Below are 24,032 nucleotides of genomic sequence, written 5' to 3'. Positions count from 1 at the left end.
TAATCTTAGATAAATGCAAGTATTGGAGAGATACAAAGCAGAATACCAGTAATAATAATTAGATTTGTTGCTACCCCTTTGTACTTATGAAGTGTCGGTACTTTATACACAAGATAAGCTGGAATTAAACAACCAACCAAACCAAAAACAGGACTACAAATCGAGGTAAAAGATAAGATAGGCGCATTTAACGCAACAGCAGACCATGCAAGTAAAATAATGAATACAGTAATGAGTTTATTTACCAATTCTTTATTAATCGCAGATTCATCCATACGTCTTAATAGTATATTCATGGCAATACCACGACACGCTTCTTGGAATGCCATAAACACACCAAAGAATGATGTCACAACAGCGAAGATATTAATCACGATACCTGTAACCGTTGCCCAACTGCCAGGGAAATAGTGTGCAATAATCGCTAGTGCTGAAATATTTTTATTCATTGCTTCTGCTGCTTGCTCTTGGCTAATCGCAAAAGTAAAAGAAACAGCAAAGAAGAAAACAACAACAAATAAGATACCAAAAGCAATATTCATTGCTCGTAGCGCTTTAAAACGAGCAACCTCAATAGATTTTTCATGTGAACGATATGAAATCACCATAGGGCTTAATGATTGGATAAACAGGATAGAAGTTAAAGTAAAAGGTAAGGTAATAATCGCATCTTTTAGCATTGGTCCAAATGTTCCCATTGCTGGAATATTTGCCATATCCCAACGAGATACCAATAATAACCCCATAATTGCCACTAAAGATAAAACCGTTACAGCCATAAAACCAGAAAGTTTAAACAGTAACTTTTCACCTTTTGAACCAATGAATGCAAGAATACAAATCAGGCCTAAACCATAAAATACGTTATCGTTTAAGTGCCCCTCAGTCACACCAAAAGAATGCAAGTATGATGAACTGTCATTAGTGACTGCTAGCGAGTAAACCAGCACCCAAATAACCAACATTATGAAATAAAGAACACCTAAAGCTATCCCCCAGTTTTTACCTAAATAACCAGTAATAACACCTGGGTAATCCGTACATGTCTTTGCTTCTGCGAGAGTGTTAATAAAAAGTTTTTGAAACAAATACATGGCTGGGTAACCAATAATTGAAGATAAAAGGAACACCCAAAGCCCCATGATGCCAACTTGTACAGGCAAAAATACAATTCCTGCGCCTATGGCCATACCAATACTGATTACAATCCAACCAATATCAGTACTATCGAATTTCGTCGCTTTTTTCCACTCAGAGTCATTCATTCCATCTCTCTCATGATGATGACTCGGCAATGTAGCTGTGTTCATATAAAACTCCATCTTTGTGTAGGGTACGCTATTTTTTATTATTAATAATGCATCATACTTTCTAGGTACAAATGCAACTTTTGAAGAATTTACTCCTAATAATAAAAATAACAATGCAAATTTATTTGAAATGATAGCGAGATCTCAGTTCGAAAAATAAACACAAAAATAACAAAAACCTATTGCATTGCCTACCAATTAAGCATAAATTCACCCAACAAGTTTAATGCAATTATTTTTGCATAACTTAAAAAATAACTTAAAATTCAAAATTTATTGCAAGTAAGTAGGTTTATATGAAAGAAATTATTGTTGCTGCATCTGCACCTGAAGCTATTGGCCCATATTCTCATGGCACACAATTTAACGGTCTTATTTTTACATCAGGTCAATTACCTGTAGATGGTTCTACTTCTAAAGTAGTTGAAGGTGGAATCACAGAACAGTCACAAATGTCTCTGCAAAATTTAATTGCCGTTATTGAAGCTGGTGGCGGTGATGTAAACACAGTTTTAAAAACAACTTGTTACCTTGCAAATATTGCTGATTTCGCTGCGTTTAACGAAGTATACAAAACCGTTTTCAAAACAGACTGCCCTGCTCGCTCATGTTTTGCCGTTAAAGATCTTCCACTTGGCGTATTAGTTGAAGTTGAAGCGATTGCACATCAAAAATAATAATTAGATATAAAAGGTGACCATCATGAACTCTATCTGGAAACAGTACATTGATATTCTACAAGGTGTTGTAAAACCAGCTCTTGGCTGTACTGAACCAATTTGTGCCGCTTATGCTGCAAGCGTGGCTACACAAATGCTTGGTTCTAAACCAGAAACAATAGATGTTTTTGTTTCTGATAACTTATACAAAAATAGCATGGGTGTTTTTGTACCAAGAACAGGTAGAGTTGGTCTTGCTATTGCAGCAGCAACAGGGGCAATAGGTGGCAATCCTGATGCTGGCTTAGAAGTATTAGCAAAGATAACTGAAGAAGAAGTAGATGAAGCACAAAAGCTCATTGATAATGGCTGCGTAGTCGTTCAAAGAGAAACCACTGACGAATTTATTTATTGCCGAGTTATTGCTAAAAATGCAGTTCATAATGCTGAAGTTACGATTAGCGGTGGTCACACTCTAATTATTGAAAAACGTCTTGATGATAACGTCATTTTCACGCTGGATTCCTCTTTACCAAAAACATCTACAGCGTCAATTTGTGATGGTGTTGATATCACTATCTCATCAATTTATGACTTTGCTACCCAAGCAGAGTTTGATGACATTAAATTTATTTTAGAAGCAAAAGAGTTAAATATCGCTCTTGCTCAAGAAGGTTTAAATAACCCTTACGGTTTAGAAGTCGGTCGCACCTATCAAAAGAACATTGAAAAAGGGTTACTTGCTAAAAGTCTAGATAGTGACATTTTGATCTATACTTCTGCAGCGTCTGACGCTCGTATGGGAGGCGCAACGCTACCAGCCATGTCAAATTATGGCAGTGGTAATCAAGGCATTGCTGCGACTATTCCAGTAGTAAAAATGGCTGACTTTTTTAATGCTGATGATGAAAAATTAGCTCGAGCTTTTATCATGAGTCATCTTGGTGCTATTTACATTAAATCTCACTACCCACCACTTTCTGCTTTTTGTGGTAATGCTGTTACTTCTGCAGCAGCATCAATGGCGATGGTATATCTAGCTGGTGGCACGTTTGAACAATCTTGCTCAGCCATTCAAAATACCATCAGTGATACCAGCGGTATGATTTGTGACGGTGCAAAATCAACATGTGCAATGAAAGTGGGAAGTAGCGCTCAATCAGCAATGAAATCCGCTCTATTAGCACTAAATGATCATTGTGTAACGAAACAAGGTGTGATCGCTGATGATGTTGAAAAGACAATTAAAAACATTGGCAGAATGATCACAACAGGTATGCCGAATATTGATCATGAAATCATTGAAATAATGGCGTCATAATGAAAAGATGTCACTTACCCGTTAAGTGACATCTCATTTCACCAACATAAAGAACATATATGCTACATAAACTGACTACAGCCGATAAACTCATACTCAAATCAACTTACAGTATTGTTGATGGCATTGCTGCAATGTTTGGTAAACATGTAGAAGTGGTATTGCACTCTTTAGACTCGGATAACCCATCCATTATTAAAATAGCTAATGGGCATGTAACAGGCCGAGGCATCGGTGCGCCTATCACGAACCTAGCACTAGAGAAATTAAAAACAGATTCTGATGTCTCTACCCCTTATTTTACTCGTACCGAAAAAGGGGAATTGCTACGCTCTGTCACATCGATGATTAGAAATGAAGATGGCACCCCAATTGCCTTACTTTGTATTAATTCAAATCTTGATGTTCCTATGAACAGTTTCTTTATGGATCTGTTTCCTCAAACGAATCAACTCACCGCGTCACCAGAAACGTTTGCCAAAGACAGTATTGAAATGCTTACTGATTCAATAGCCAAAATACAACATGATGTATTTGAAGATGAAACCATTGCCGTTTCACGCCGAGTAAGAACGATCGTTGAGCGCTTACATCATCAAGGGGCTTTTAATATTAAAGATGCGATTCAGATAACAGCGAATATTCTTAATGTATCTAAAGATTCTGTTTATCGATACCTAAGAAAGTTCAAGTAATCCCCTTTCTTTGCTCTCATAAAAAAGCCCTGAGAACTCAACATTCTCAGGGCTTTATTTTTACTAATACAAATTAACCTGGAAGATTATATGTGTATGGCGCTTGGATACCTAGTGGAATGCCTAGAGCCCAGTATGCAAGTAGGAATACTGTCCAACCAACTAACATAGCAATAGAGAATGGCATCATTAGTGAAGCAAGAGTACCGATACCCGTAGACTTAACGTAACGTTGGCAGTAAACCACTACTAATGGGAAGAATACCATTAAAGGAGAGATGATATTCGAAACTGAATCACCAACACGGTAAGCCGCTTGAGAAAGTTCAGGTGAAATACCAACACCCATTAACATAGGTACTAATACAGGACCAATTAGAGCCCATTTAGCAGATGCTGAACCAATCAATAAGTTAACCATTGCCGTTAGCAAAATCATACCAATAATGGTCATTTGACCAGGTAAGTCCATCGCTTTTAAGAAATCAGCACCGTACATTGCTAGAATTGTACCGATGTTTGATTGACTGAATGCCACTAAGAATTGTGCACAGAAGAATGACATAACCATGTATGCACCCATTGTACCCATCGTTTGTGACATTGCTTTGATTACATCATTACTGCTCTTAAATGTTCCTGAAACACGACCATAAACAATGCCAGGAATAATAAATAGAATGAAGATAAGTGGAACAATTGACTTCATTAATGGTGCTGAGAATGATGTAATTTCATCATCAGGAGAGCGAAGTGCTGAGTTTTCTGGGTAGATTAAAGCAATTAATAATGCAATACCTGCAACCATCGCCCAACCAGCAAATTTGAATGCTTTAGATTCAATCTCAGTAAATGAACCTAGATCAGGCGCTTCTTCAGCATCTTCGTCTACTGGTGTATTTGCTAAACGAGGCTCGATAATCTTATCTGTTACATACCAACCAATCACAACAATTAGAATTGAAGAAAGGCCAGTAAAGTAAATATTTGCTAATGGATTAACAATATAAGACGTATCTAGTACTTGAGCCGCAGTTTGCGTAAAGCCAGCCAGTAATGGATCAATACCTGATGGGATAAAGTTTGCAGAGAAACCACCAGATACACCAGCAAATGCTGCTGCAATACCAGCTAGTGGATGACGGCCTGCTGCGTGGAAAATAATACCACCTAGAGGAATAACTAAAACGTAACCTGCATCTGCTGCTGTATGCGAAACGATAGCAACAAGAATAAGCATAGGTGTTAATAGTTTAGCTGGCGTAAAGTTAAGCATTTTCTTTAGACCAGTTTGAATAAAGCCAGAAGAATCTGCAACACCTACACCTAACATAGCAACCAATACGATACCTAAAGGAGCAAAGCCCGTGAAGTTCGTTACCATCGTTGCTAAAAAGTTTGCTAGAGAATCACCAGTTAAAAGGTTTTTCACTTGAACCGCGTCTTGGGTTACTGGGTGAATTAAGTCAAATTGTACTTGTGATAATAGCGCTGAAAGACCCCAAACAATTAAAAGGCCCCAGAAAAACAGTAGTGCAGGATCTGGTATCTTGTTACCTACTCGTTCAATTGTATTCAGAAAACGATCCATGCCGCTAAGCTTAGGTGTTTTCTCTGCTACTTGGTTACTCATTAGTAACTCCATTTTCTGTAATGTTGTATTTAAAGATAAAGAGATTTGATTTTTTTTATTCTTTATCTATTCCTTTGCTAAATCAGTGTAAACCAGATATTGCCAAGAAAAGCTTAATACATTGCATTTTCAGCGCTATACAAATGTTTAATTTGTAAATTAATGTTTCAATGAAACATCTATCTAACAATGTTAATATTTACATTACAATGGAAACAAAAAAAGCGCCTTTCGGCGCTTTAATAAACAAAATTCATACCAACAATTATTGAGGATTATTCCCACTCGATTGTTGCTGGTGGCTTACCTGAAATATCGTAAACTACACGAGAAATACCATTAACTTCATTAATAATACGGTTAGATACTTTACCTAAGAAATCGTATGGTAAATGTGCCCAATGCGCAGTCATAAAGTCGATAGTCTCAACAGCACGTAGAGAAACAACCCAATCGTACTTACGACCGTCACCCATTACACCAACAGAACGAACTGGTAAGAATACAGTGAATGCTTGAGATACTTTATTGTAAAGATCTGCATTGTGTAACTCTTCAATGAAAATAGCATCAGCGCGGCGAAGTAAATCACAGTATTCTTTCTTAATTTCACCAAGAACACGAACACCTAAACCTGGACCCGGGAATGGGTGGCGGTAAAGCATGTTGTAAGGTAAGCCTAGTTCTAGACCGATCTTACGAACTTCATCTTTAAATAATTCACGTAGAGGCTCAACAAGACCCATTTCCATATCATCTGGCAAACCGCCAACGTTATGGTGCGATTTAATTACGTGTGCTTTACCTGTTTTAGATGCTGCTGATTCAATAACATCAGGGTAGATAGTACCTTGTGCTAACCATTTAGCATTTTTCAGTTTCTTAGATTCTTCATCAAAGATATCTACGAATACGTGACCAATGATCTTACGCTTTGCTTCAGGATCCGATTCACCTTCTAGTGCATCAAGGAAACGCTGTTCAGCATTAACGTGAATAATGTTTAGGCCAAATTTGTTGCCAAACATTTCCATTACTTGATCAGCTTCATTTAAACGTAGTAAACCGTTATCAACGAATACACACGTTAGTTTGTCACCAATTGCTCGGTGAGCAAGCATTGCAACTACTGATGAGTCAACGCCACCAGATAGACCAAGAATCACTTCATCATCACCTACTTGCTCTTTAATACGAGCAACGGCATCTTCAATAATAGAAGCTGATGTCCATAAACCTTCACAACCACATACATTAAGAACAAAGTTCTCAAGCATTTTCATGCCATTTTTAGTGTGAGTTACTTCTGGGTGGAATTGAACACCGTAGTATTTTTTCTCTTCGTTAGCCATTGCAGCGTATGGACAAGTTTCTGTCTCTGCAATTTTTACGAAATCAGATGGGATTTCAACAACTTTATCACCGTGACTCATCCAAACATCTTGAGTTGCTTCAAGATCTTTAAATAACGCTGATTCACCAGTTACTTGTACCGCTGCATAACCAAACTCACGCTCAGTTGATGTCGCTACTTTACCACCCAGTTGCTCTGCCATTGTTTGCATGCCGTAACACACACCAAATACAGGAACACCTGAATCAAATACATATTGTGGCGCACGAGGAGAGTTTTCTTCTGTAACACTCTCAGGGCCACCAGATAAAATGATACCGTCTGGATTAAAATCACGGATGTCAGATTCTTCTACATCCCAGCTCCAAAGCTCACAGTAAACACCGATTTCACGAATACGACGCGCAACAAGCTGCGTATATTGAGAACCAAAATCTAAAATAAGAATACGTTGATCGTGGATATTAGTCGTCATTAGTCTTTCTCAAAAAATCATTTATTTAGTGTGGCTTTCATATAAACCACACGCTTAAAATTGAATTTGGTACAAAGTATTTTTTCTTTATATTTCAAAGCAGAATCATTCGAGTTCTAGGAAAAGGCACGGAGTTTACAAGTGTAAATGAGTACCTTTGACAACGAAATCGGAAGATTCTGCAAAGAAAATTAAGAAAAATTAGCCTAGGCGCTTCTTTTAACCCAAACGATAATTAGGTGCTTCTTTCGTGATTTGAACATCATGTACGTGAGACTCTTTCATCCCTGCACCTGAAATACGAACAAATTCAGCTTTAGTACGCATGTCTTCAATTGTTGCTGAACCTGTTAGGCCCATGCTTGAACGTAAACCACCCATTTGTTGGTGAACGATCTCTTTTAGACGACCTTTATATGCGATACGACCTTCGATACCTTCTGGTACCAATTTATCTGCTGCGTTATCTGATTGGAAGTAGCGGTCTGAAGAACCTTGAGACATTGCACCTAGAGAACCCATACCACGGTATGCTTTGTATGAACGACCTTGGTAAAGAATCACTTCGCCTGGTGCTTCTTCTGTACCAGCAAACATTGAACCAACCATCACACATGATGCGCCAGCTACGATTGCTTTACAGATGTCACCAGAGAAACGGATACCGCCATCAGCGATTACTGGAATACCGTATTCAGCCGCTGCTGATGCTGCATCTGCAATAGCTGTTACTTGAGGAACACCAACACCTGTTACGATACGAGTTGTACAGATTGAACCTGGACCAATACCCACTTTAACAGCGCTTACGCCAGCTTCGATTAATGCTTTTGCACCAGCCGCTGTAGCAACGTTACCACCGATAATATCTAAATCTGGGTATGCAGCACGTGTTTCACGAATACGGTTTAAAACACCTTCAGAGTGACCGTGTGAAGAGTCGATTAATAGAACATCTACACCAGCTTCAACTAGTGCTTTAACACGCTCTTCGTTACCTGCACCTGCACCTACTGCAGCACCTACACGTAGACGACCACGCTCGTCTTTACATGCATTTGGTTTACGTTCTGCTTTATGGAAATCTTTTGCCGTGATCATACCGGTTAGTTGGAACTCATCGTTCACTACTAGTACTTTCTCAACACGAGCTTCGTGCATTTTCTCTTGAACTTCTTCACGAGTAGCGCCTTCTTTAACAGAAGCTAAACGTGATTTTGGCGTCATTACAACGTCAACTTTCTTAGATAAATCAGTTACAAAGCGAACATCACGACCTGTGATAATACCAACAAGTTCATTAGTTTCAGTAACTACAGGGAAGCCAGCAAAGCCGTGTTTCTCTGTTAGTTCTTTAACATCTTGAATAGTTGCGTCTGGACGAACAGTGACAGGAGCCGAAACAACACCAGCTTCAAAAATTTTAACTAGGCGAACTTCTTCAGCTTGCTGTTCAATAGACATGTTTTTGTGGATAAAACCGATGCCACCCTCTTGCGCTAATGCAATAGCAAGGCGCGCTTCTGTTACCGTATCCATAGATGCTGAGATCATTGGAATATTCAGAGAAATGTTCTTGGTTAACTGAGTGCGAAGATCAGCAGTGTTAGGAAGAACTGTTGAGTGTGCTGGGACGAGTAAAACGTCATCGAAGGTTAGAGCTTCTTTTGCGATTCGTAGCATTTGCAATATCTCACAACAAAGGTGTTTAAAGGAATAAATCCCACTTTATCGTTTCGCATAATAAAGTGTTTTGGATTTGATATTGCAGACGGATTATACGCATAGCGCAAACGCTTGGCTACACATTTATTTATTTTTAATTTGCAATTACCCCCTTGATATGTATTATATTGCCGCTAATTCCTATAGCCATGTCTAAGGCATTCTGATGTCTCTCGATTCAAATCCTCGTATCTTTACTGTCTCTCGATTGAATGCTGAAGTTCGCCTATTATTAGAGAACGAGATGGGAATTGTTTGGTTAGTCGGCGAAATCTCCAATCTTACCGTGCCTGTTTCTGGCCACTGGTACCTCACTTTAAAAGACAGTCAAGCACAAGTGAAATGTGCCATGTTTAAAGGCAATAACCGACGAGTTACCTTTAAACCACAAAACGGTAAACAAGTTCTTGTTAAAGCCCGCCTCTCTCTTTACGAACCTCGTGGTGACTATCAACTTATCATTGAAAGTATGCAACCTGAGGGAGATGGCCGTCTTCAACAAGAGTTTGATCAACTAAAAATGTCACTGGCCGCAGAAGGGTTATTTGCTCAGACAGCCAAAAAAACCTTACCAGAGCAGCCAAAACGTGTTGGTATCATTACTTCACAAACTGGGGCAGCCCTTTTTGACATTCTCCATGTATTAAAGCGACGAGATCCAAACCTACCTGTTGTGATTTATCCAACCATGGTTCAAGGAAGCGGTGCCGCTATACAGATAGCTCAAGCTATTGGGCGAGCTAACAGTCGTAATGAATGTGATATTTTAATTGTTGGTCGAGGCGGTGGTTCATTAGAAGATCTTTGGTGTTTTAATGAAGAGATTGTAGCGAGAACAATTGCAGCAAGTGAGATCCCAATTGTAAGTGCTGTAGGGCATGAGATTGATGTTACTATTGCTGACTTTGTTGCTGATGTTCGTGCACCTACCCCTTCAGCTGCCGCTGAATTAGTGAGTCGTGATTTATCTGCACAATTACAAACAGTTGCTCATCAGAAGCGCCGTTTAAATAGTGCAATGGAACGTTATTTATCACATCAACAACGCTCCTTATCTGCTTATCAACACCGAATTGAAAAGCAACACCCTCAGATGCAGCTAAACAATCAAAGCCAACGCTTAGATGATCTTAATCAGAGGTTGATGAATCATATTCAGCAGCGCCTTCAACGTCAACAATACAGAGTTGAAAACTTAACGCTACGATTAAACAATTTATCACCAACAAAAAGAATCTCTCAAGATAAATTGCATATTGAAGAACTCAAACGTCGCTTATTAGATTCAATGGATAGAAATCTACTAATGCAACGCCATCAATTAGCTTTAGCAGCAGAGAAACTCGATACAGTAAGCCCTTTAGCTACCTTAATGCGTGGTTATTCCATCACTCACAATCAAGATGGGAAGATCATCACTTCAACAAAACAAGTGGAGTTAGGTGATAACATTACCACTCGTTTTGCTGATGGTGATATTACATCAACGGTAACTAAAGCATCTGAACTTAGCTAATTGCAATTTCAGAAAATTCCGTTTTTGCTCGTGATTTAGACTTAAGTTCATTGCAATCATGACAAAAATAGCTTGCTGCGCCACAAGCATTAAGCTTTTCCATTTCTTTATTACAATCAGGGCAATAAACCACTTTCTTAAAATCTATCTGACAAAAGTCACAATGATAACCCTCTTTCTGCCAACGTAATTCAGATTGGCATTTTGGACATTGATTTTCTTGCATCACTCATTCCTTCTTTAATCGTTCTTATTCAATAATACTCTTTATTCAGTATATTCAAATGATGTGGATCTTCATGCTTATAGGGATCTGATCAGCGATCATGCCCTTTAAGAACATTTATATAACCACACCCCGAAAGCATTAGTTACATATGCTGTTTTTCAATTTAAAACCACATAAAAATCTAAATTTAACATTTAATATCAGAAGATCCAGCACATCAATCATTCTTTGGCTTATGATTTTCAGTGAAAAATACTCTAATTACACAAAATGCAGAATGAAATATACATGGAATGTAATTTCCATTTTTTAGATTATTTTTTAATCGATGTTGTTAGCATAAGGAGCTCTTGCTCACTTTTCTCTTCCAATTTGACAGTAATTGTTGCGTATTCTTTAAATGAACTAACATGCGTACCACCACAAGGAAGTTTTGCTATTCCATCTATACCAAAATCTACTATCCAGTAACGTGAATCGGTTAACGCTTTACCATCACATTGCATAGTTACTTGGCTTTCTAGGGCAAGCCACTCAATAATTTGATGATTGACAGCTTCTTCTATTGTCTGAAGATCCGCCATCATCTCTGCACTATTAAGACCACGCTTACGTAATGTTTTACCTAAACGATATACATCTTCACAATGATCTTCAGATACAAAGCTAGTTTCTTGCGCATAGCTATTAAAATTATAGTGGCCTAATTCGTCTTTTCTATCAGCATCTTTACGCCAGTAGTTAGCATGAAGCACTTTATTTAGTGCTAAATAAGCAATATGCCCTGCACTATGACCACGACTTAATGCTTTTTGATACTCCTCATCAACACGCAAAGTAACAGTATTTTCTACTGCTATATCCGCATCTTTAGAGATTAAATGCGAAACTACAAAGACCCATCCCTCTTCGCCACGTTTAATTGGAATATCTTTTCCAATATAAAGCTCAACTGTAGCAAGTTCTATAGCTCCAGTTTGACAAGCAAGTACTGAGTATTCTTCGTTATTAATCAGTATTACACCTTTATCTTCTGGGTGATCTGGCCAAATATGGCTAACAGGATGAAATGGTGTTGCTTTAGTAATAATCCACTTTCCTTGCTCTGTTTCTTTGATAAGTTGCACAGTGGAGTCTGATTGCCATGTGTTATGACAAAATAAAATTTCAGTTGCTGCTAATTGAGTCATGATTTTTACCTAAAAAAAACGCCCAACAACTAGGTGGGCGTTTTATTATTTAATATACATTTAAGAACGTAACTCTGGATTACTTCTTGTTGCGGTTTTTCACTGCACCTAACAGACGCTTGCGTTGACGCTCTTGAGACATAGTTAGTTTGCCACCACGATCTTCAAATGGGTTTTCGCTATTCTGGAATTGAATACGAATTGGAGTGCCCATAATTTCTAAAGACTTACGGTAGTAGTTCATTAAGAAACGTTTGTATGAAGATGGTAATTCTTTCACTTGGTTACCGTGAATAACGATAAGCGGTGGATTGTAACCACCTGCGTGAGCGTATTTTAGCTTCACACGACGGCCACGAACCAATGGTGGTTGGTGATCATCTTGTGCCATTTTCATGATACGAGTTAGAACAGAAGTACCAACACGCTTAGTCGCAGAAACGTATGCTTCTTGAACCGATTCATACAAGTGACCAACACCTGTACCGTGTAGTGCAGAAATAAAGTGAATACGAGCAAAATCAACAAAACCTAAACGGCGATCAAGTTCAGATTTTACTTTTTCTTTCACATCGTTATCTAAACCATCCCACTTGTTCACAGCAATTACTAATGAACGACCCGCATTCAGTGCAAAACCAAGTAGACTTAAATCTTGATCTGAGATGTTTTCACGAGCATCAATAACCAATAGAACAACGTTTGCATCTTCAACGGCTTTTAATGTTTTAATTACAGAGAATTTTTCTACGGTTTCGTTAATACGGCCACGACGACGAACACCCGCAGTATCAATTAATACGTATTCTTGACCTTCACGTTCCATAGGAATGTAAATAGAGTCACGAGTTGTACCAGGCATATCGTAAACCACCACACGTTCTTCACCAAGAATACGGTTAGTCAGTGTCGATTTACCTACGTTTGGACGCCCAATGATCGCAAGTTTAATCGGTTGGTCCTGAAGGCGAGCAAAATCTTTCTCTGCATCTTCTTCAGTTAGCTCTTTCTCTTCGTCTTCAAAATCTTCAAATTCAGTTAAATCAGTGATTTCACCGTTTTCATCTTTCAAAGACTCTTCAACAAGCTCTTCCATAAAAGGAGCTAGAGCAAGTTCAAGTAAAGACGTTACACCACGACCGTGTGAAGCTGCAATTTGGTACACTTTGTTCATACCTAATTGCCAGAACTCTGCACTTGCAGCATCTGCATCAATACCATCGATCTTGTTAACAACTAAGAACGTTGGCTTTTCACGTGAACGTAAGTGTTTTGCGATGGCTTCATCTGCAGATGTTAAACCAGCACGACCATCAACCATAAATAGCACAACATCAGCTTCTTCAATCGCAGCTAATGACTGTTCTGCCATTTTAGTTTCAACGCCTTGTTCTGTTCCATCGATACCGCCGGTATCAATCAGAATGAATTCTTGCTCTTCTAATTTAGCTCGTCCGTATTTACGGTCACGAGTTAAGCCAGGAAAGTCAGCAACTAATGCATCCCTTGTGCGTGTAAGACGGTTAAATAGCGTCGATTTACCAACATTTGGACGCCCTACCAGAGCAACAACAGGAATCATATATACCTCTTTATTTAATCATAGGCATAGCGCGAGCTAATACCAATTTGATGATGGTTTTGACTGATTGATTACACATAAAGCCATCACCAAATTGGATTATCTTTCACTATCTAAAAACAATAAAAGGCCCCAAAACCAAAAGGACTTGGAGCCAATTCACAATTATAGCAAATAAATATTATTTAATTCGCATTTTTTTGATATCGCCTTCGCGAGTAACAACGAGGAAGCTGTCTTCAACTAAAATTGGAGAAACAGCAATACCATCACTGTCTATCTCTTGTTGAGACATAAACAGCCCAGTATCTCTATCTAACCAATGTAAATAACCTTCGCTATCCGCTAAAACAATATAGCTATCAATGATCATTGGTGATGTTAATTGACGATACTCTAGCTCTTCGTTGCTCCAAAGTTCAGTACCACTTCGAGCATCAACAGCAACAACGTGATCTTTTTCTGTTACTAAGAAGAGTCGCTTACCATCAGATGACATATTCATGGCTGATGAATAATTGCGTTTCCATACCGGTTGGCCTGTACGTAAATCCAACGCAATTAACTGGCCATTGTAGCCAATAGTAAATAGTCGACCACCAAGGATCAGTGGTGATGCATCAACATCAACCAAACGATCAATTTCTGTCGCACCTTTTGGTGTACCAACTGGTTGTTGCCATAATAGTTGACCTTTTGAAATCAACGCTGCCGCTAAGCGACCATTAGACATGCCCCAAAACACCCCACCTGAAATGCTCACAGGAGCACTATCACCACGAAGTGTTAAGTTTGGTACTTCACTATTGATTTGCCATTGTTCCACACCCGTTTCTGCATCAAAAGCTATTAATGCTCCACGACTGGTATGAACCATGACGTAACCTTCATCAGCCAGTGGTTTAGCTAATACTTCACCATCTACCTTCTCACGCCATAACTCTTCACCCGTTTCTGCATCAAGAGTGATAAGCTCACCATTTTCAGAACCAATAAAGACTTTACCGTAAGTCAGTGTTAAACCACCAGATAATCGAGCTGTATCATCTTGCTCTAAATCTCTTTCCCAAATGGTCTTGCCATTTTCAGGATCCAGAGCTTTAACAAGACCATCTCGACTAGCAACGTATATTTTTTGATAAGCATATACTGGTGTTAGACGTGAAAAATAATGTCCAACACCATCACCAATTGAACTTGTCCATTCCGTTGTTGGTTCAAATTGATTCTGAACAACAGGAACCGGTGCCATTACGATTGTATCTTCTTCACTCGCACAGCCAAAAAGCATCGAGAAACCAAAGGTACATAACGCCGCTTTTTTTAACACCTTACGCATTCAGTTGTCCTTACTCAGCTAAATCATCCAGTTTCATTTGAACTGCTTGGTTCATGCCAGCTTGAAGTGCTTCAGTGTAAGAAGAACGAGCTGTAGCAATATCACCTTGACGAAGTGCAATGTCACCTTTTAATTCAGCAACACGAGCAGCCCAGCTTGCTGGTTTAACATTAGCTAATGTTGCTAATGCAGCATCAAAGTTACCTTGTTCTGCTTGAATACGAGCAGAACGAACTTGAGCCATTGCTGTTAATGATTCGTCTTTGCTGTTACTAGCAACCCAATTTAATTGCTCAAGCGCATTTTCAAGTTGACCAGCTTCTACTTGTACTTTAGCTAACTGAAGTGCCGCTAATGATGCATATTCACTGCTTTTATTTGCATCAATAAATGTTTGTGTAGATTCAACCGCATCTGCACCAGAAGCTTGTAACGCAGTTAGCGCTCTTTCATAGGCAGCAGAAGCTGTTTCTTTCGCAGTGATCTGTGATGATTGGTAATATTTCCAACCCAAGATTGCACCAATACCAACAACACCACCAATAACGACAGCCTTGCCATTTTCTTTCCACCAACTTTTAATGGCTTCAACTTGTTGTTCTTCAGTTTCGTAGGCTTCCACGTCCTATCCTCTTAAATCAATTCAGCTAATTTTGTGAATACGTCTGATTGTGGCAGAGTCACTTGCTCGCCATTACGTAAATCTTTAACGTTAACTGTTTGCTCTGCAACTTCAGTTTCACCTAGGATTAGGGCTACTGCTGCACCTGCATTATCAGCACGTTTAAATTGCTTTTTAAAATTACCACCACCGAAGTGACACATAACTCGTAAGCCTGGAACTTGTTCACGTAGTGATTCAGCCAGTTTCATACCAGCCATAAGTGTACCTTCACCAGCGGTTACCATGTATACGTCAACAGAGCGACGAACGTCTGTTAATTCTAATGTTTCCATTAAAAGAACAAGACGTTCTAAGCCCATAGCAAAGCCAACTGCTGGTGTTGTTTTACCACCAAGCTGCTCAACTAGACCATCGTAACGACCACCACCACATACTGTACCTTGAGCACCTAAACTTTCAGTAATCCACTCAAAAACAGTACGGTTATAATAATCTAAACCGCGAACTAAACGTTCATTAACTTGATATTGGATGCCAGCAGCGTCAAGTAGTTCACATAATCCAGAAAAATGTGTTTTAGAATCGTCATCTAAGTATTCTGATAGCTTAGGTGCATCACCTAAAATAGCTTGAACATCAGGGTTCTTAGTATCTAATACACGCATTGGGTTTGTGTGCATACGACGCTTACAATCTTCATCTAATACATCTAAATGTTGCTCTAAGAAAGCAACTAATGCTGTACGGTAGTTAGCACGAGCTTCTAGTGAACCAATTGAGTTCAACTCTAGACGGACGTGTTGATCGATACCCAGTTCACGCCATAAACGAGCTGTCATCATGATCAATTCAGCATCAACATCAGGGCCGTTTAAGCCAAAAACTTCAACACCTACTTGGTGGAATTGACGGTAACGACCTTTTTGAGGGCGTTCATGACGGAACATTGGACCCATGTACCATAAACGTTGCTCTTGGTTGTACAGTAAACCATTTTCAATTCCTGCACGAACACAACCCGCTGTACCTTCTGGACGAAGAGTCAAGCTATCGCCATTACGGTCTTCAAACGTATACATCTCTTTTTCTACAACATCAGTTACTTCACCGATAGCACGTTTAAATAGATGAGTTTGCTCAACAATTGGCATACGAACTTCGTTATAACCATATGCGCTGATAACGCGTTTTACGCTACCTTCAACTTTTTGCCACAATGGAGACTGTGTTGGAAGGCAATCATTCATGCCTCGAATTGCTTGGATTGTTTTAGCCACGTTTACTTCCCAATGGGTTTGTTTATATCTACTACCAATCAGTCGATCTGATTGATATCAATTTGGTTTTCTTTTGATAACGTTGCCGCTTTTGCGCGGATCTTTGCTTCTAGTTGATCAACAATGTTGTCGTTATCAAAGCGCTCTTTCTGACGTACTCCGTCTTCATAAAAAGCACTCTTACGGTTACTGCCCGCAATACCCATATGTGAAACTTCAGCTTCACCAGGGCCATTTACTACACATCCAATAAGAGAGACATCCATTGGTGTGATTAAATCTTCTAAACGTTGCTCAAGCTCATTCACTGTTGCTATTACATCGAACTCTTGACGAGAGCACGTTGGACAAGCAATGAAGTTAATACCACGAGAACGAATACGCAATGATTTTAAGATATCAAAACCTACTTTGATCTCTTCAACAGGATCCGCAGCTAAAGAAATTCGTAATGTGTCACCGATACCTTCAGATAACAGCATACCCAAACCAACCGCTGATTTAACCGAACCAGCACGAGCGCCACCCGCTTCAGTTATGCCTAAATGTAATGGTTGAGCAATTTGTTTTGCTAATAAACGGTATGAATCAACCGCAAGGAAAACATCAGATGCTTTTACACTTACTTTAAATTGATCAAAATTAAGACGGTCTAAAATATCAACATGACGCATTGCTGATTCTAATAACGCTTCTGCTGTTGGTTCTTTGTATTTTGCTTGAATGTCTTTTTCTAATGAGCCGCCATTAACACCAATTCGAATTGGAATGTTTTTATCACGAGCACAATCAACTACTGAGCGAATACGCTGTTCATTACCAATATTACCAGGGTTAATACGTAAACAATCAACACCATACTCCGCAACTTGGAGAGCAATACGGTAGTCAAAATGAATATCGGCAACCAGCGGCACTGATACCTGTTGTTTAATTAGTTTGAATGCTTCAGCAGCGTCCATTGTCGGTACAGAAACTCGAACAATATCTGCGCCTACTTTTTCAAGTGATTTAATTTGAGCAACAGTTGCATCTACATCAGTAGTGCGTGTATTCGTCATTGATTGAACGGCAATGGGTGCACCATCACCAATAGGAACATTACCCACATAAATGCGAGTAGATTGACGGCGTTTAATTGGGGACTCTATATGCATGGAATCAACTCATTATTGAGGTAGGGTTAATCGTGCAACTTTACCTGCAGGGTATGCAGATAAATCAACAGGTTTGCCTTTGTAAGTAAGTGTTACCACATTTGGAGCGCCAATAACTAACTTATAAGGTGCTTTACCTGTTAATTTTAGTGTTTGATTCGATTTTTTCACACCCGAGTACAGGCGATTATTTGAAGCGTCTTGTACTTGTAACCAGCAATCACTACTAAATGTAATAACAACATCTTCAGTAACAACAGCTTTTTCAGCTACTGGTTCTTCTTTTTTAGCTTCTACAGGAACTTCAGGAGCTTTAATGGTTTCTTTTTCAAGCGTTTTCGAATCAGTCTCTAGCTCTGAAATATTAGTATCTAATTGAAGCATTTCAGCCTCATCTAATGCTGGAGCTGTTTCTTCGGTTTGAGGGGCATCAGCTTTAGTTTCTTCAACTTGTTCCATTGATTTAGCGGTTTCAACTTCTGCAATTAATTCTGCATCATTGGCACTCTCTAGTTGTGCTTGCTCTTGCCACCACCACAATACTGACATACCTAAAATCAACGCAAAAATAACCCACGTTAGTTTCATAATACGGTTATCGTGTTTCTCTCTCTTCGTTTTGCGAGAAAAACTTTGCATATCATGTTGTTCTATTTGAGCTTTACCAAGTTGATCTAATGCATCAAGCACTTTTTGTTCAGGAACATTAACCACTTTTGCATATGAACGATAGTAACCACGGGTAAACGTGGCTAGTTTACCCATGTCAAACTGATCCGCTTCAATTTGCTCTAGCACTTCTACGCGTAAACGCAGTCGTGAAGAGATATCTTCAAGCGTTAAATTTAATTCTTCTCGAGCCTCTTTAAGCAATAGGCCAGGTGCGATAAATGTTTCTACTGTTTCTTCAATATGTTCTGTCGTCATGATTTATATAATTCTGATATTCTCGCGAGTCCAGATACTCTTTTCCCAGAATATTTGCGTATTTTTTAACTAAATGCGCATTGCCTGCTTTTTTTTCTAATTCTATGAGTAAGCTTAGGCTAACTGGTTTGTATCCGTACTTCTTATTAAATTTAAACAGCGAAATTCTCGGTTCGGAATAATTACCTTCGTCAATATTCAATTTAGCCAATTGAAGGGTCGAACGAATCCGATTCGGATCATGAGCTAACGAGCGCTCAAAATACGTTTTTGCTGTCACTTTATCCCCACTACTTAATGCACACATCGCTGCATTTTCATAACTTGCCGAGACAAGATAGTAGTAAGGTTGGTCTATTGCTTGAGTAAACTTCTCTTGAGCTTCCTCATATCGGCCCTTTTTACATAGAAAAACGCCGTAGTTATTTAATACATTACCATTTTTTGACGAATAACGTAATGCTCGTTTGTATGCCTTTTCAGCTAAATCGTCTTCTTCTACTTGTTGATAATAATAAGCGAGGGAGGTTTGAGAGCGGTAATAGTCGGGAGCGTATTGTACAGCCAGTTCCAAATTCTCGCGAGCTTTCATCATATCGCCCGCATTTAAGTAGCTTAATCCAAGTGTAATTCGAGCTTCAGCAGCTCGAATTACCTCTTCTTTGGTCATTTCATCGGCTTTGTCAACAGTGACGCAACCAGCACTCGTTAACAATCCAATCGTTAATAGTGCTGCACTCCATTTTCTCATCCTGCTTTCCCTTGCTGTAATACACCAAGATTAAACAGTTTTTACAGGGATTGCCTCACCTTGCTGTTTAACTTTAGTGCGTTTAGTTCTGTCGATTACATCACCAACTAATTGACCACAAGCAGCATCGATATCATCGCCACGAGTTTTACGAATTGTCACGGTATAGTCGTATTCCATTAAGGTTTTCATGAAACGATCAATACGTGAGTTACTTGGTTTCTTATATGGTGACCCAGGATAAGGGTTAAATGGAATCAAATTAATCTTCGCAGGCGTATCTTTTAGCAATTCTGCGAGTTGTCTTGCATGATCCATATCGTCATTAACATGATCAAGAAGAACATACTCAACCGTTACACGACCACGGTTTGCATTTGATGATGCAATGTAACGACGAACTGAAGCTAAAAACGCATCAATATCCCAACGATCATTGATAGGCATAATTTGGCTACGAAGTTCATCAGTTGGTGCATGCAGCGAAATCGCTAATGCAACATCAATTTTGCCTGTCATTTGGTCAAGACCAGAAACAACACCTGATGTAGAAACCGTTACACGACGCTTAGATAGAGCAAAACCTAAATCATCTAGCATAATTTCTAATGCAGGAATTAGGTTTTTCATGTTAAGTAATGGCTCACCCATCCCCATCATTACTACATTAGTAATTGGACGACGACCCGTTTCTTTTTCTAGACCAATTTCACGAGCTGCACGCCAGATTTGACCCACAATCTCAGAAACTTTTAGGTTACGGTTAAAGCCTTGTTGAGCTGTTGAACAGAATTTACACTCTAATGCACAACCAACCTGTGAAGATACACAAAGCGTTGCACGGTCACCATCTGGGATGTATACCGTTTCTACGTCTTGATCGCCAACTTTCATCGCCCACTTAATCGTGCCATCAGATGAATGTTGTGCTTCTGATACGTAAGGTGCGCGAATTTCACACTTGTGCTTTAGTTTTTCACGAAGCTTTTTATTGATGTTGTTCATTTGATCGAAGTCATCACAACCAAAGTGATACATCCACTTCATTACTTGATCTGCACGGAAGGCTTTCTCTCCTAATTCCTCAGAAAAAAATACTCGAAGTCCTTTACGATCAAAGTCCAGTAGATTGATTTTAGCTGTAGTCATGTTGCCTCTCTGATAAATGACATCACCGCGAATATGGGCGCAGAATTGTACAGCCTTTGGGAGGATATTACTAGGGGGTCGAGGTTCGAGTGAGAGAATGTAGAGTCTCTACAAAAAGAAAACTGATTCTGAAATTAATTACAATACTAGAGCATTCAACAAAACAAGCCCCCTTTATTCTTTAGGGAGCTTGCGAGCGTTCTAGGCTCTCGTCCCTATTATTCCACTGGACGTGGGCAGATTTCATCTTCAGCAAAGAAATACGCAATCTCACGTGCAGCAGATTCTGGACTATCAGCACCGTGAACAGAATTGTAACGCATGCTAATTGCATAATCCGCTCGTAGTGAGCCACATGCTGCTTCTTCTGGGTTAGTTTTACCCATTAGCTCACGGTAGCGTACAACCGCATTTTCACCCTCAAGAACTTGAACCATTACAGGTCCTGACATCATGTATGCCACTAATTCATCAAAAAACTCTTTTCCTTCATGCTCGGCATAAAAGCCTTCTGCTTGTTCTTTAGTTAAACGAAGCATTTTAGCAGCAACGATTTGCATACCTGTTTTTTCAATACGACGGTAAATAGCACCAATTAAATTACGCTTAACGGCATCTGGTTTTACAATTGAAAAAGTACGTTCTATTGTCATTCTACTTTCCTTTAGGTTTCTTTTACTTCTTATATTAATTTCAATCAGTACTTATTTATCTAATACTAATCACAGTAAGTCAATGCTCAGAAATAGCAAAGAAAAAAGGCTTGAGAACAAGACGGAATTTTTCGATAAGTAGTGACTCTAAAATCAAAAACCAACGCCGTTATCGAGCATTTTAACAAGCTAGGATGAGCAGTTATTTACTACAACTACTATAAATACTGATAGGAATTACCTGTTAAAAAAGAAGACCGAGCGAGCTCGATCTTCATTTTAATTATTTAGTTAAGATATTAGCAAGTGTTCTTACACCCACTCCGGTCGCACCGGCAGCCCACTTATCAGATGGCGCTGTGCGATACGTCGCTGAACAGTCCATATGAATCCATCCTTTCTGATAATCTTCAACAAAGTAAGATAAAAAGCCTGCGGCAGTACTTGCACCTGGTGAATATGGACCTGAGCCAATATTCGCTAAATCAGCAAAGTTTGATGGCAGCATAGCGCGGTGAAACTCCATCAATGGTAAGCGCCATAGACCTTCATTCTCTTCTTGAGCCGCATTTAACGCTTTTTGGCTCAATGCTTCATCAAAGCTTAATAATGAATGGAAATCATTACCTACAGCCATTTTCGCTGCACCCGTTAGCGTCGCACAGTCAATAATAAGTTCAGGCTTTTGCTCTGATGCAAACTGAAGACCATCAGCCAGAACTAAACGTCCTTCTGCATCCGTATTTAGAATTTCTACCGTCTTACCATTTTTATAAGTGATGATATCGCCTAACTTTAATGCTCGGCCTGAAATCATATTTTCAGCACAACATAGAATCAGCTTAACACGCTTATCTAAACCACGAAGAATTGACATCGCAAGACCAGCTGTCACTAATGCAGAGCCTCCCATATCCGCTTTCATCGATGCCATGCCTGCAGATGGTTTAATACTGTAACCACCAGAATCAAACGTAATGCCTTTACCTACTAGACAAGCAAATACTGGCGCATTTTCGTCTCCAGTAGGGTTATAGTCTAACTGTAACATTGCAGAGGTACGTTCTGAGCCACGACCTACGGCATAAATCCCCGTCCAACCTTGAGTCAGAAGATCTTTATCTTTTACAATCTTAGTTGTGACTGTGCCTTCTGGAGCAACAGATTTAATAAACTCTGCAGCCATAGTGGCAAGTTGACGAGGAGCGACTTCTTCAGCCGTTTTATTAATGATTTGACGAGTCCAATTCGTTGTTAGAATTCGAGCCTTTAACTCTTTTTCATCATTTTCACTTAATGCAGTCCAACTCACATCATCGCTATTTTTAGAGTCACGGAAACCTTGAATAAATGACCAAATAGATTCAAGATCCCAGTCTGCACCCTCAAGTTCAACAGCGGTTAAGCCTTGTGAATTTAATTTACGAGCCGCTCGCTGGATAAGACTGTATACGTCACTTTCAATACAATGAATAACGGCAGCTTCAGAAGTAAAAGACAATATTGCTTTGTCTCCCCAATGAGCAGGGGCTGCGATTGATGAAAGTTGTACAGTCATCTTTTGTGACATGGTGTATCTCCTTTAAATACGCAATAACTCCATAACATCATTTAATTGCATATGATTATTTATATTGCGTGAATGTCGAACGGTTATAAATGAATAAAACATCCATCTTTTTATACAATTTGCCTACTTTACACTAGCGATACAAGGTATTTCACTAAAATGTAAGAGGTAGATCCAAGCAGGTGATGGGATTTTATACTTTCTAAAAGCGAATCATAAATGGTAAAAAACTAATCCCATTCATCCATCCAACATAATACGATGGCTTCTAGCACTTTTTCACCAGAATGCTTAGGATCATCATCAAAATCTTCTAGTTCTAATACCCATTGGTATAAATCAGTAAAACGCACTGTTTTTGGATCGGTATCTGGGTATTTATCTAGTAATTCAATTGCAATATCTCTCGAATCAATCCATTTCAAACTCATAATAAACTCCTTATTATTTTGATTTGCTATTTGTTAGCTAATAAAAAAGGCAAGCTTGAGGGGAGTAATTACTTACTTCTCAATACTTGCCCTCTTATCTACTTTAACTTAATAGAAGAAAGATTAATGATCTTCTGATGCTAAGTTTAGAGTATATTTTGGAATTTCTACCACAAGGTCTTCTTGTGCAACTAAAGCTTGGCAACCTAAGCGAGATTCAGGTTCAAGTCCCCATGCTTTATCTAACATATCATCTTCTAATTCGTCGCTTTCCTCTAGTGAGTCAAAGCCTTCACGAATAATAACGTGACATGTTGTACAAGCACATGATTTCTCACACGCATGCTCAATGCCAATGCCGTTTTTTAAAGCAACATCTAAAACACTGTCGCCTTCGTTTGCTTCAAGAACCGCCCCTTCTGGACATAATTCTTCATGTGGTAGAACGATAATTTTTGGCATTT

The 24,032-nt window shown here is 39.1% G+C and carries 22 protein-coding genes; 4 read left to right on the top strand and 18 right to left on the bottom strand.

Annotated elements, in window-relative coordinates; translation table 11 throughout:
- Positions 1-5: 5 nt before the first annotated feature.
- Positions 6-1,310 carry an SLC5/6 family protein gene (locus tag AVFI_RS03325; protein WP_017018631.1) on the bottom strand — a complete coding sequence of 435 codons (1,305 nt, stop codon included), beginning with the start codon at positions 1,308-1,310 and terminating at the stop codon, positions 6-8.
- Between the two features lie 296 nt (positions 1,311-1,606).
- Here AVFI_RS03325 and AVFI_RS03320 point away from each other — a divergent pair, with 296 nt between their 5' ends.
- The 3 genes from AVFI_RS03320 to AVFI_RS03310 are packed head-to-tail and all read left to right on the top strand — an operon-like array spanning position 1,607 to position 3,985.
- Positions 1,607-1,987, top strand: coding sequence for a Rid family detoxifying hydrolase (locus AVFI_RS03320; RefSeq protein WP_017018632.1), 381 nt, complete (start codon positions 1,607-1,609; stop codon positions 1,985-1,987).
- Between the two features lie 25 nt (positions 1,988-2,012).
- Positions 2,013-3,290 (top strand): L-cysteine desulfidase family protein, encoded by a 1,278-nt coding sequence (locus AVFI_RS03315; RefSeq protein WP_005417964.1) that lies wholly within the window; start codon positions 2,013-2,015, stop codon positions 3,288-3,290.
- A gap of 59 nt (positions 3,291-3,349) precedes the next feature.
- A complete protein-coding gene (locus tag AVFI_RS03310; protein WP_054776002.1) occupies positions 3,350-3,985 on the top strand; it encodes a helix-turn-helix transcriptional regulator in 636 nt (211 codons plus the stop codon).
- A gap of 73 nt (positions 3,986-4,058) precedes the next feature.
- Here AVFI_RS03310 and AVFI_RS03305 read toward each other — a convergent pair whose 3' ends face one another.
- From AVFI_RS03305 to guaB, 3 genes are all read right to left on the bottom strand, one after another.
- Complete coding sequence (locus AVFI_RS03305) at positions 4,059-5,618, bottom strand: AbgT family transporter (RefSeq protein ID WP_054776003.1); 1,560 nt, start codon at positions 5,616-5,618, stop codon at positions 4,059-4,061.
- Between the two features lie 275 nt (positions 5,619-5,893).
- A complete protein-coding gene (guaA, locus tag AVFI_RS03300; RefSeq protein WP_005417959.1) occupies positions 5,894-7,447 on the bottom strand; it encodes a glutamine-hydrolyzing GMP synthase in 1,554 nt (517 codons plus the stop codon).
- A 219-nt stretch (positions 7,448-7,666) separates the two neighbouring features.
- Positions 7,667-9,130 carry an IMP dehydrogenase gene (gene guaB / locus AVFI_RS03295; protein ID WP_005417956.1) on the bottom strand — a complete coding sequence of 488 codons (1,464 nt, stop codon included), beginning with the start codon at positions 9,128-9,130 and terminating at the stop codon, positions 7,667-7,669.
- Between the two features lie 208 nt (positions 9,131-9,338).
- Between guaB and xseA the strand changes: the two genes are divergently transcribed.
- Positions 9,339-10,688 carry an exodeoxyribonuclease VII large subunit gene (gene xseA / locus AVFI_RS03290; protein ID WP_005417954.1) on the top strand — a complete coding sequence of 450 codons (1,350 nt, stop codon included), beginning with the start codon at positions 9,339-9,341 and terminating at the stop codon, positions 10,686-10,688.
- On the opposite strand, the gene AVFI_RS03285 is transcribed toward xseA, so the two are convergent.
- The 14 genes from AVFI_RS03285 to fdx all read right to left on the bottom strand — a co-directional run bounded on the left by AVFI_RS03285 (position 10,681) and on the right by fdx (position 24,030).
- On the bottom strand, positions 10,681-10,914 hold the full coding sequence (locus AVFI_RS03285) for a zinc ribbon domain-containing protein (protein WP_054776004.1): 234 nt from the start codon (positions 10,912-10,914) through the stop codon (positions 10,681-10,683). The genes xseA and AVFI_RS03285 overlap by 8 nt on opposite strands.
- Positions 10,915-11,231: 317 nt before the next feature.
- Positions 11,232-12,107: an alanyl-tRNA editing protein gene (locus tag AVFI_RS03280; protein WP_054776005.1), complete on the bottom strand. Its 876-nt coding sequence runs from the start codon at positions 12,105-12,107 to the stop codon at positions 11,232-11,234.
- Between the two features lie 79 nt (positions 12,108-12,186).
- Positions 12,187-13,689, bottom strand: a complete 1,503-nt coding sequence (gene der / locus AVFI_RS03275; RefSeq protein WP_005417948.1) for a ribosome biogenesis GTPase Der — start codon at positions 13,687-13,689, stop codon at positions 12,187-12,189.
- A gap of 181 nt (positions 13,690-13,870) precedes the next feature.
- Positions 13,871-15,028 carry an outer membrane protein assembly factor BamB gene (bamB, locus tag AVFI_RS03270; RefSeq protein WP_005417946.1) on the bottom strand — a complete coding sequence of 386 codons (1,158 nt, stop codon included), beginning with the start codon at positions 15,026-15,028 and terminating at the stop codon, positions 13,871-13,873.
- A 10-nt stretch (positions 15,029-15,038) separates the two neighbouring features.
- Positions 15,039-15,650 (bottom strand): YfgM family protein, encoded by a 612-nt coding sequence (locus AVFI_RS03265; RefSeq protein ID WP_054776006.1) that lies wholly within the window; start codon positions 15,648-15,650, stop codon positions 15,039-15,041.
- Between the two features lie 11 nt (positions 15,651-15,661).
- Positions 15,662-16,930 carry a histidine--tRNA ligase gene (hisS, locus tag AVFI_RS03260; protein ID WP_188863805.1) on the bottom strand — a complete coding sequence of 423 codons (1,269 nt, stop codon included), beginning with the start codon at positions 16,928-16,930 and terminating at the stop codon, positions 15,662-15,664.
- Positions 16,931-16,968: 38 nt separating this feature from the next.
- The gene (ispG, locus tag AVFI_RS03255; protein WP_005417930.1) at positions 16,969-18,087 is read right to left on the bottom strand and encodes a flavodoxin-dependent (E)-4-hydroxy-3-methylbut-2-enyl-diphosphate synthase; all 1,119 of its coding nucleotides are present in this window, start codon (positions 18,085-18,087) and stop codon (positions 16,969-16,971) included.
- A 12-nt stretch (positions 18,088-18,099) separates the two neighbouring features.
- A complete protein-coding gene (locus AVFI_RS03250) occupies positions 18,100-19,014 on the bottom strand; it encodes a RodZ domain-containing protein (protein WP_017018639.1) in 915 nt (304 codons plus the stop codon).
- Entirely contained in the window at positions 18,995-19,765 is a 771-nt protein-coding gene (pilW, locus tag AVFI_RS03245) for a type IV pilus biogenesis/stability protein PilW (protein WP_188863804.1), read from the bottom strand. Before pilW ends, AVFI_RS03250 begins: the two co-directional genes overlap by 20 nt.
- 30 nt (positions 19,766-19,795) lie before the next feature.
- Entirely contained in the window at positions 19,796-20,914 is a 1,119-nt protein-coding gene (locus tag AVFI_RS03240) for a bifunctional tRNA (adenosine(37)-C2)-methyltransferase TrmG/ribosomal RNA large subunit methyltransferase RlmN (protein ID WP_054776007.1), read from the bottom strand.
- Positions 20,915-21,132: 218 nt separating this feature from the next.
- Positions 21,133-21,567: a nucleoside-diphosphate kinase gene (gene ndk / locus AVFI_RS03235; RefSeq protein WP_012534215.1), complete on the bottom strand. Its 435-nt coding sequence runs from the start codon at positions 21,565-21,567 to the stop codon at positions 21,133-21,135.
- A gap of 283 nt (positions 21,568-21,850) precedes the next feature.
- The gene (gene pepB, locus AVFI_RS03230; protein WP_054776008.1) at positions 21,851-23,137 is read right to left on the bottom strand and encodes an aminopeptidase PepB; all 1,287 of its coding nucleotides are present in this window, start codon (positions 23,135-23,137) and stop codon (positions 21,851-21,853) included.
- A gap of 230 nt (positions 23,138-23,367) precedes the next feature.
- The gene (iscX, locus tag AVFI_RS03225; protein ID WP_005417922.1) at positions 23,368-23,568 is read right to left on the bottom strand and encodes a Fe-S cluster assembly protein IscX; all 201 of its coding nucleotides are present in this window, start codon (positions 23,566-23,568) and stop codon (positions 23,368-23,370) included.
- A 123-nt stretch (positions 23,569-23,691) separates the two neighbouring features.
- Complete coding sequence (gene fdx / locus AVFI_RS03220; protein WP_005417920.1) at positions 23,692-24,030, bottom strand: ISC system 2Fe-2S type ferredoxin; 339 nt, start codon at positions 24,028-24,030, stop codon at positions 23,692-23,694.
- Positions 24,031-24,032 lie beyond the last annotated feature (2 nt).

Origin of the sequence: Aliivibrio fischeri ATCC 7744 = JCM 18803 = DSM 507 (assembly GCF_023983475.1) — a bacterium.
Classification (GTDB): Bacteria; Pseudomonadota; Gammaproteobacteria; order Enterobacterales; family Vibrionaceae; genus Aliivibrio; species Aliivibrio fischeri.
Note: the sequence above shows the minus strand (reverse complement) of the source record. Positions and strands in the feature narration are given on the sequence as shown.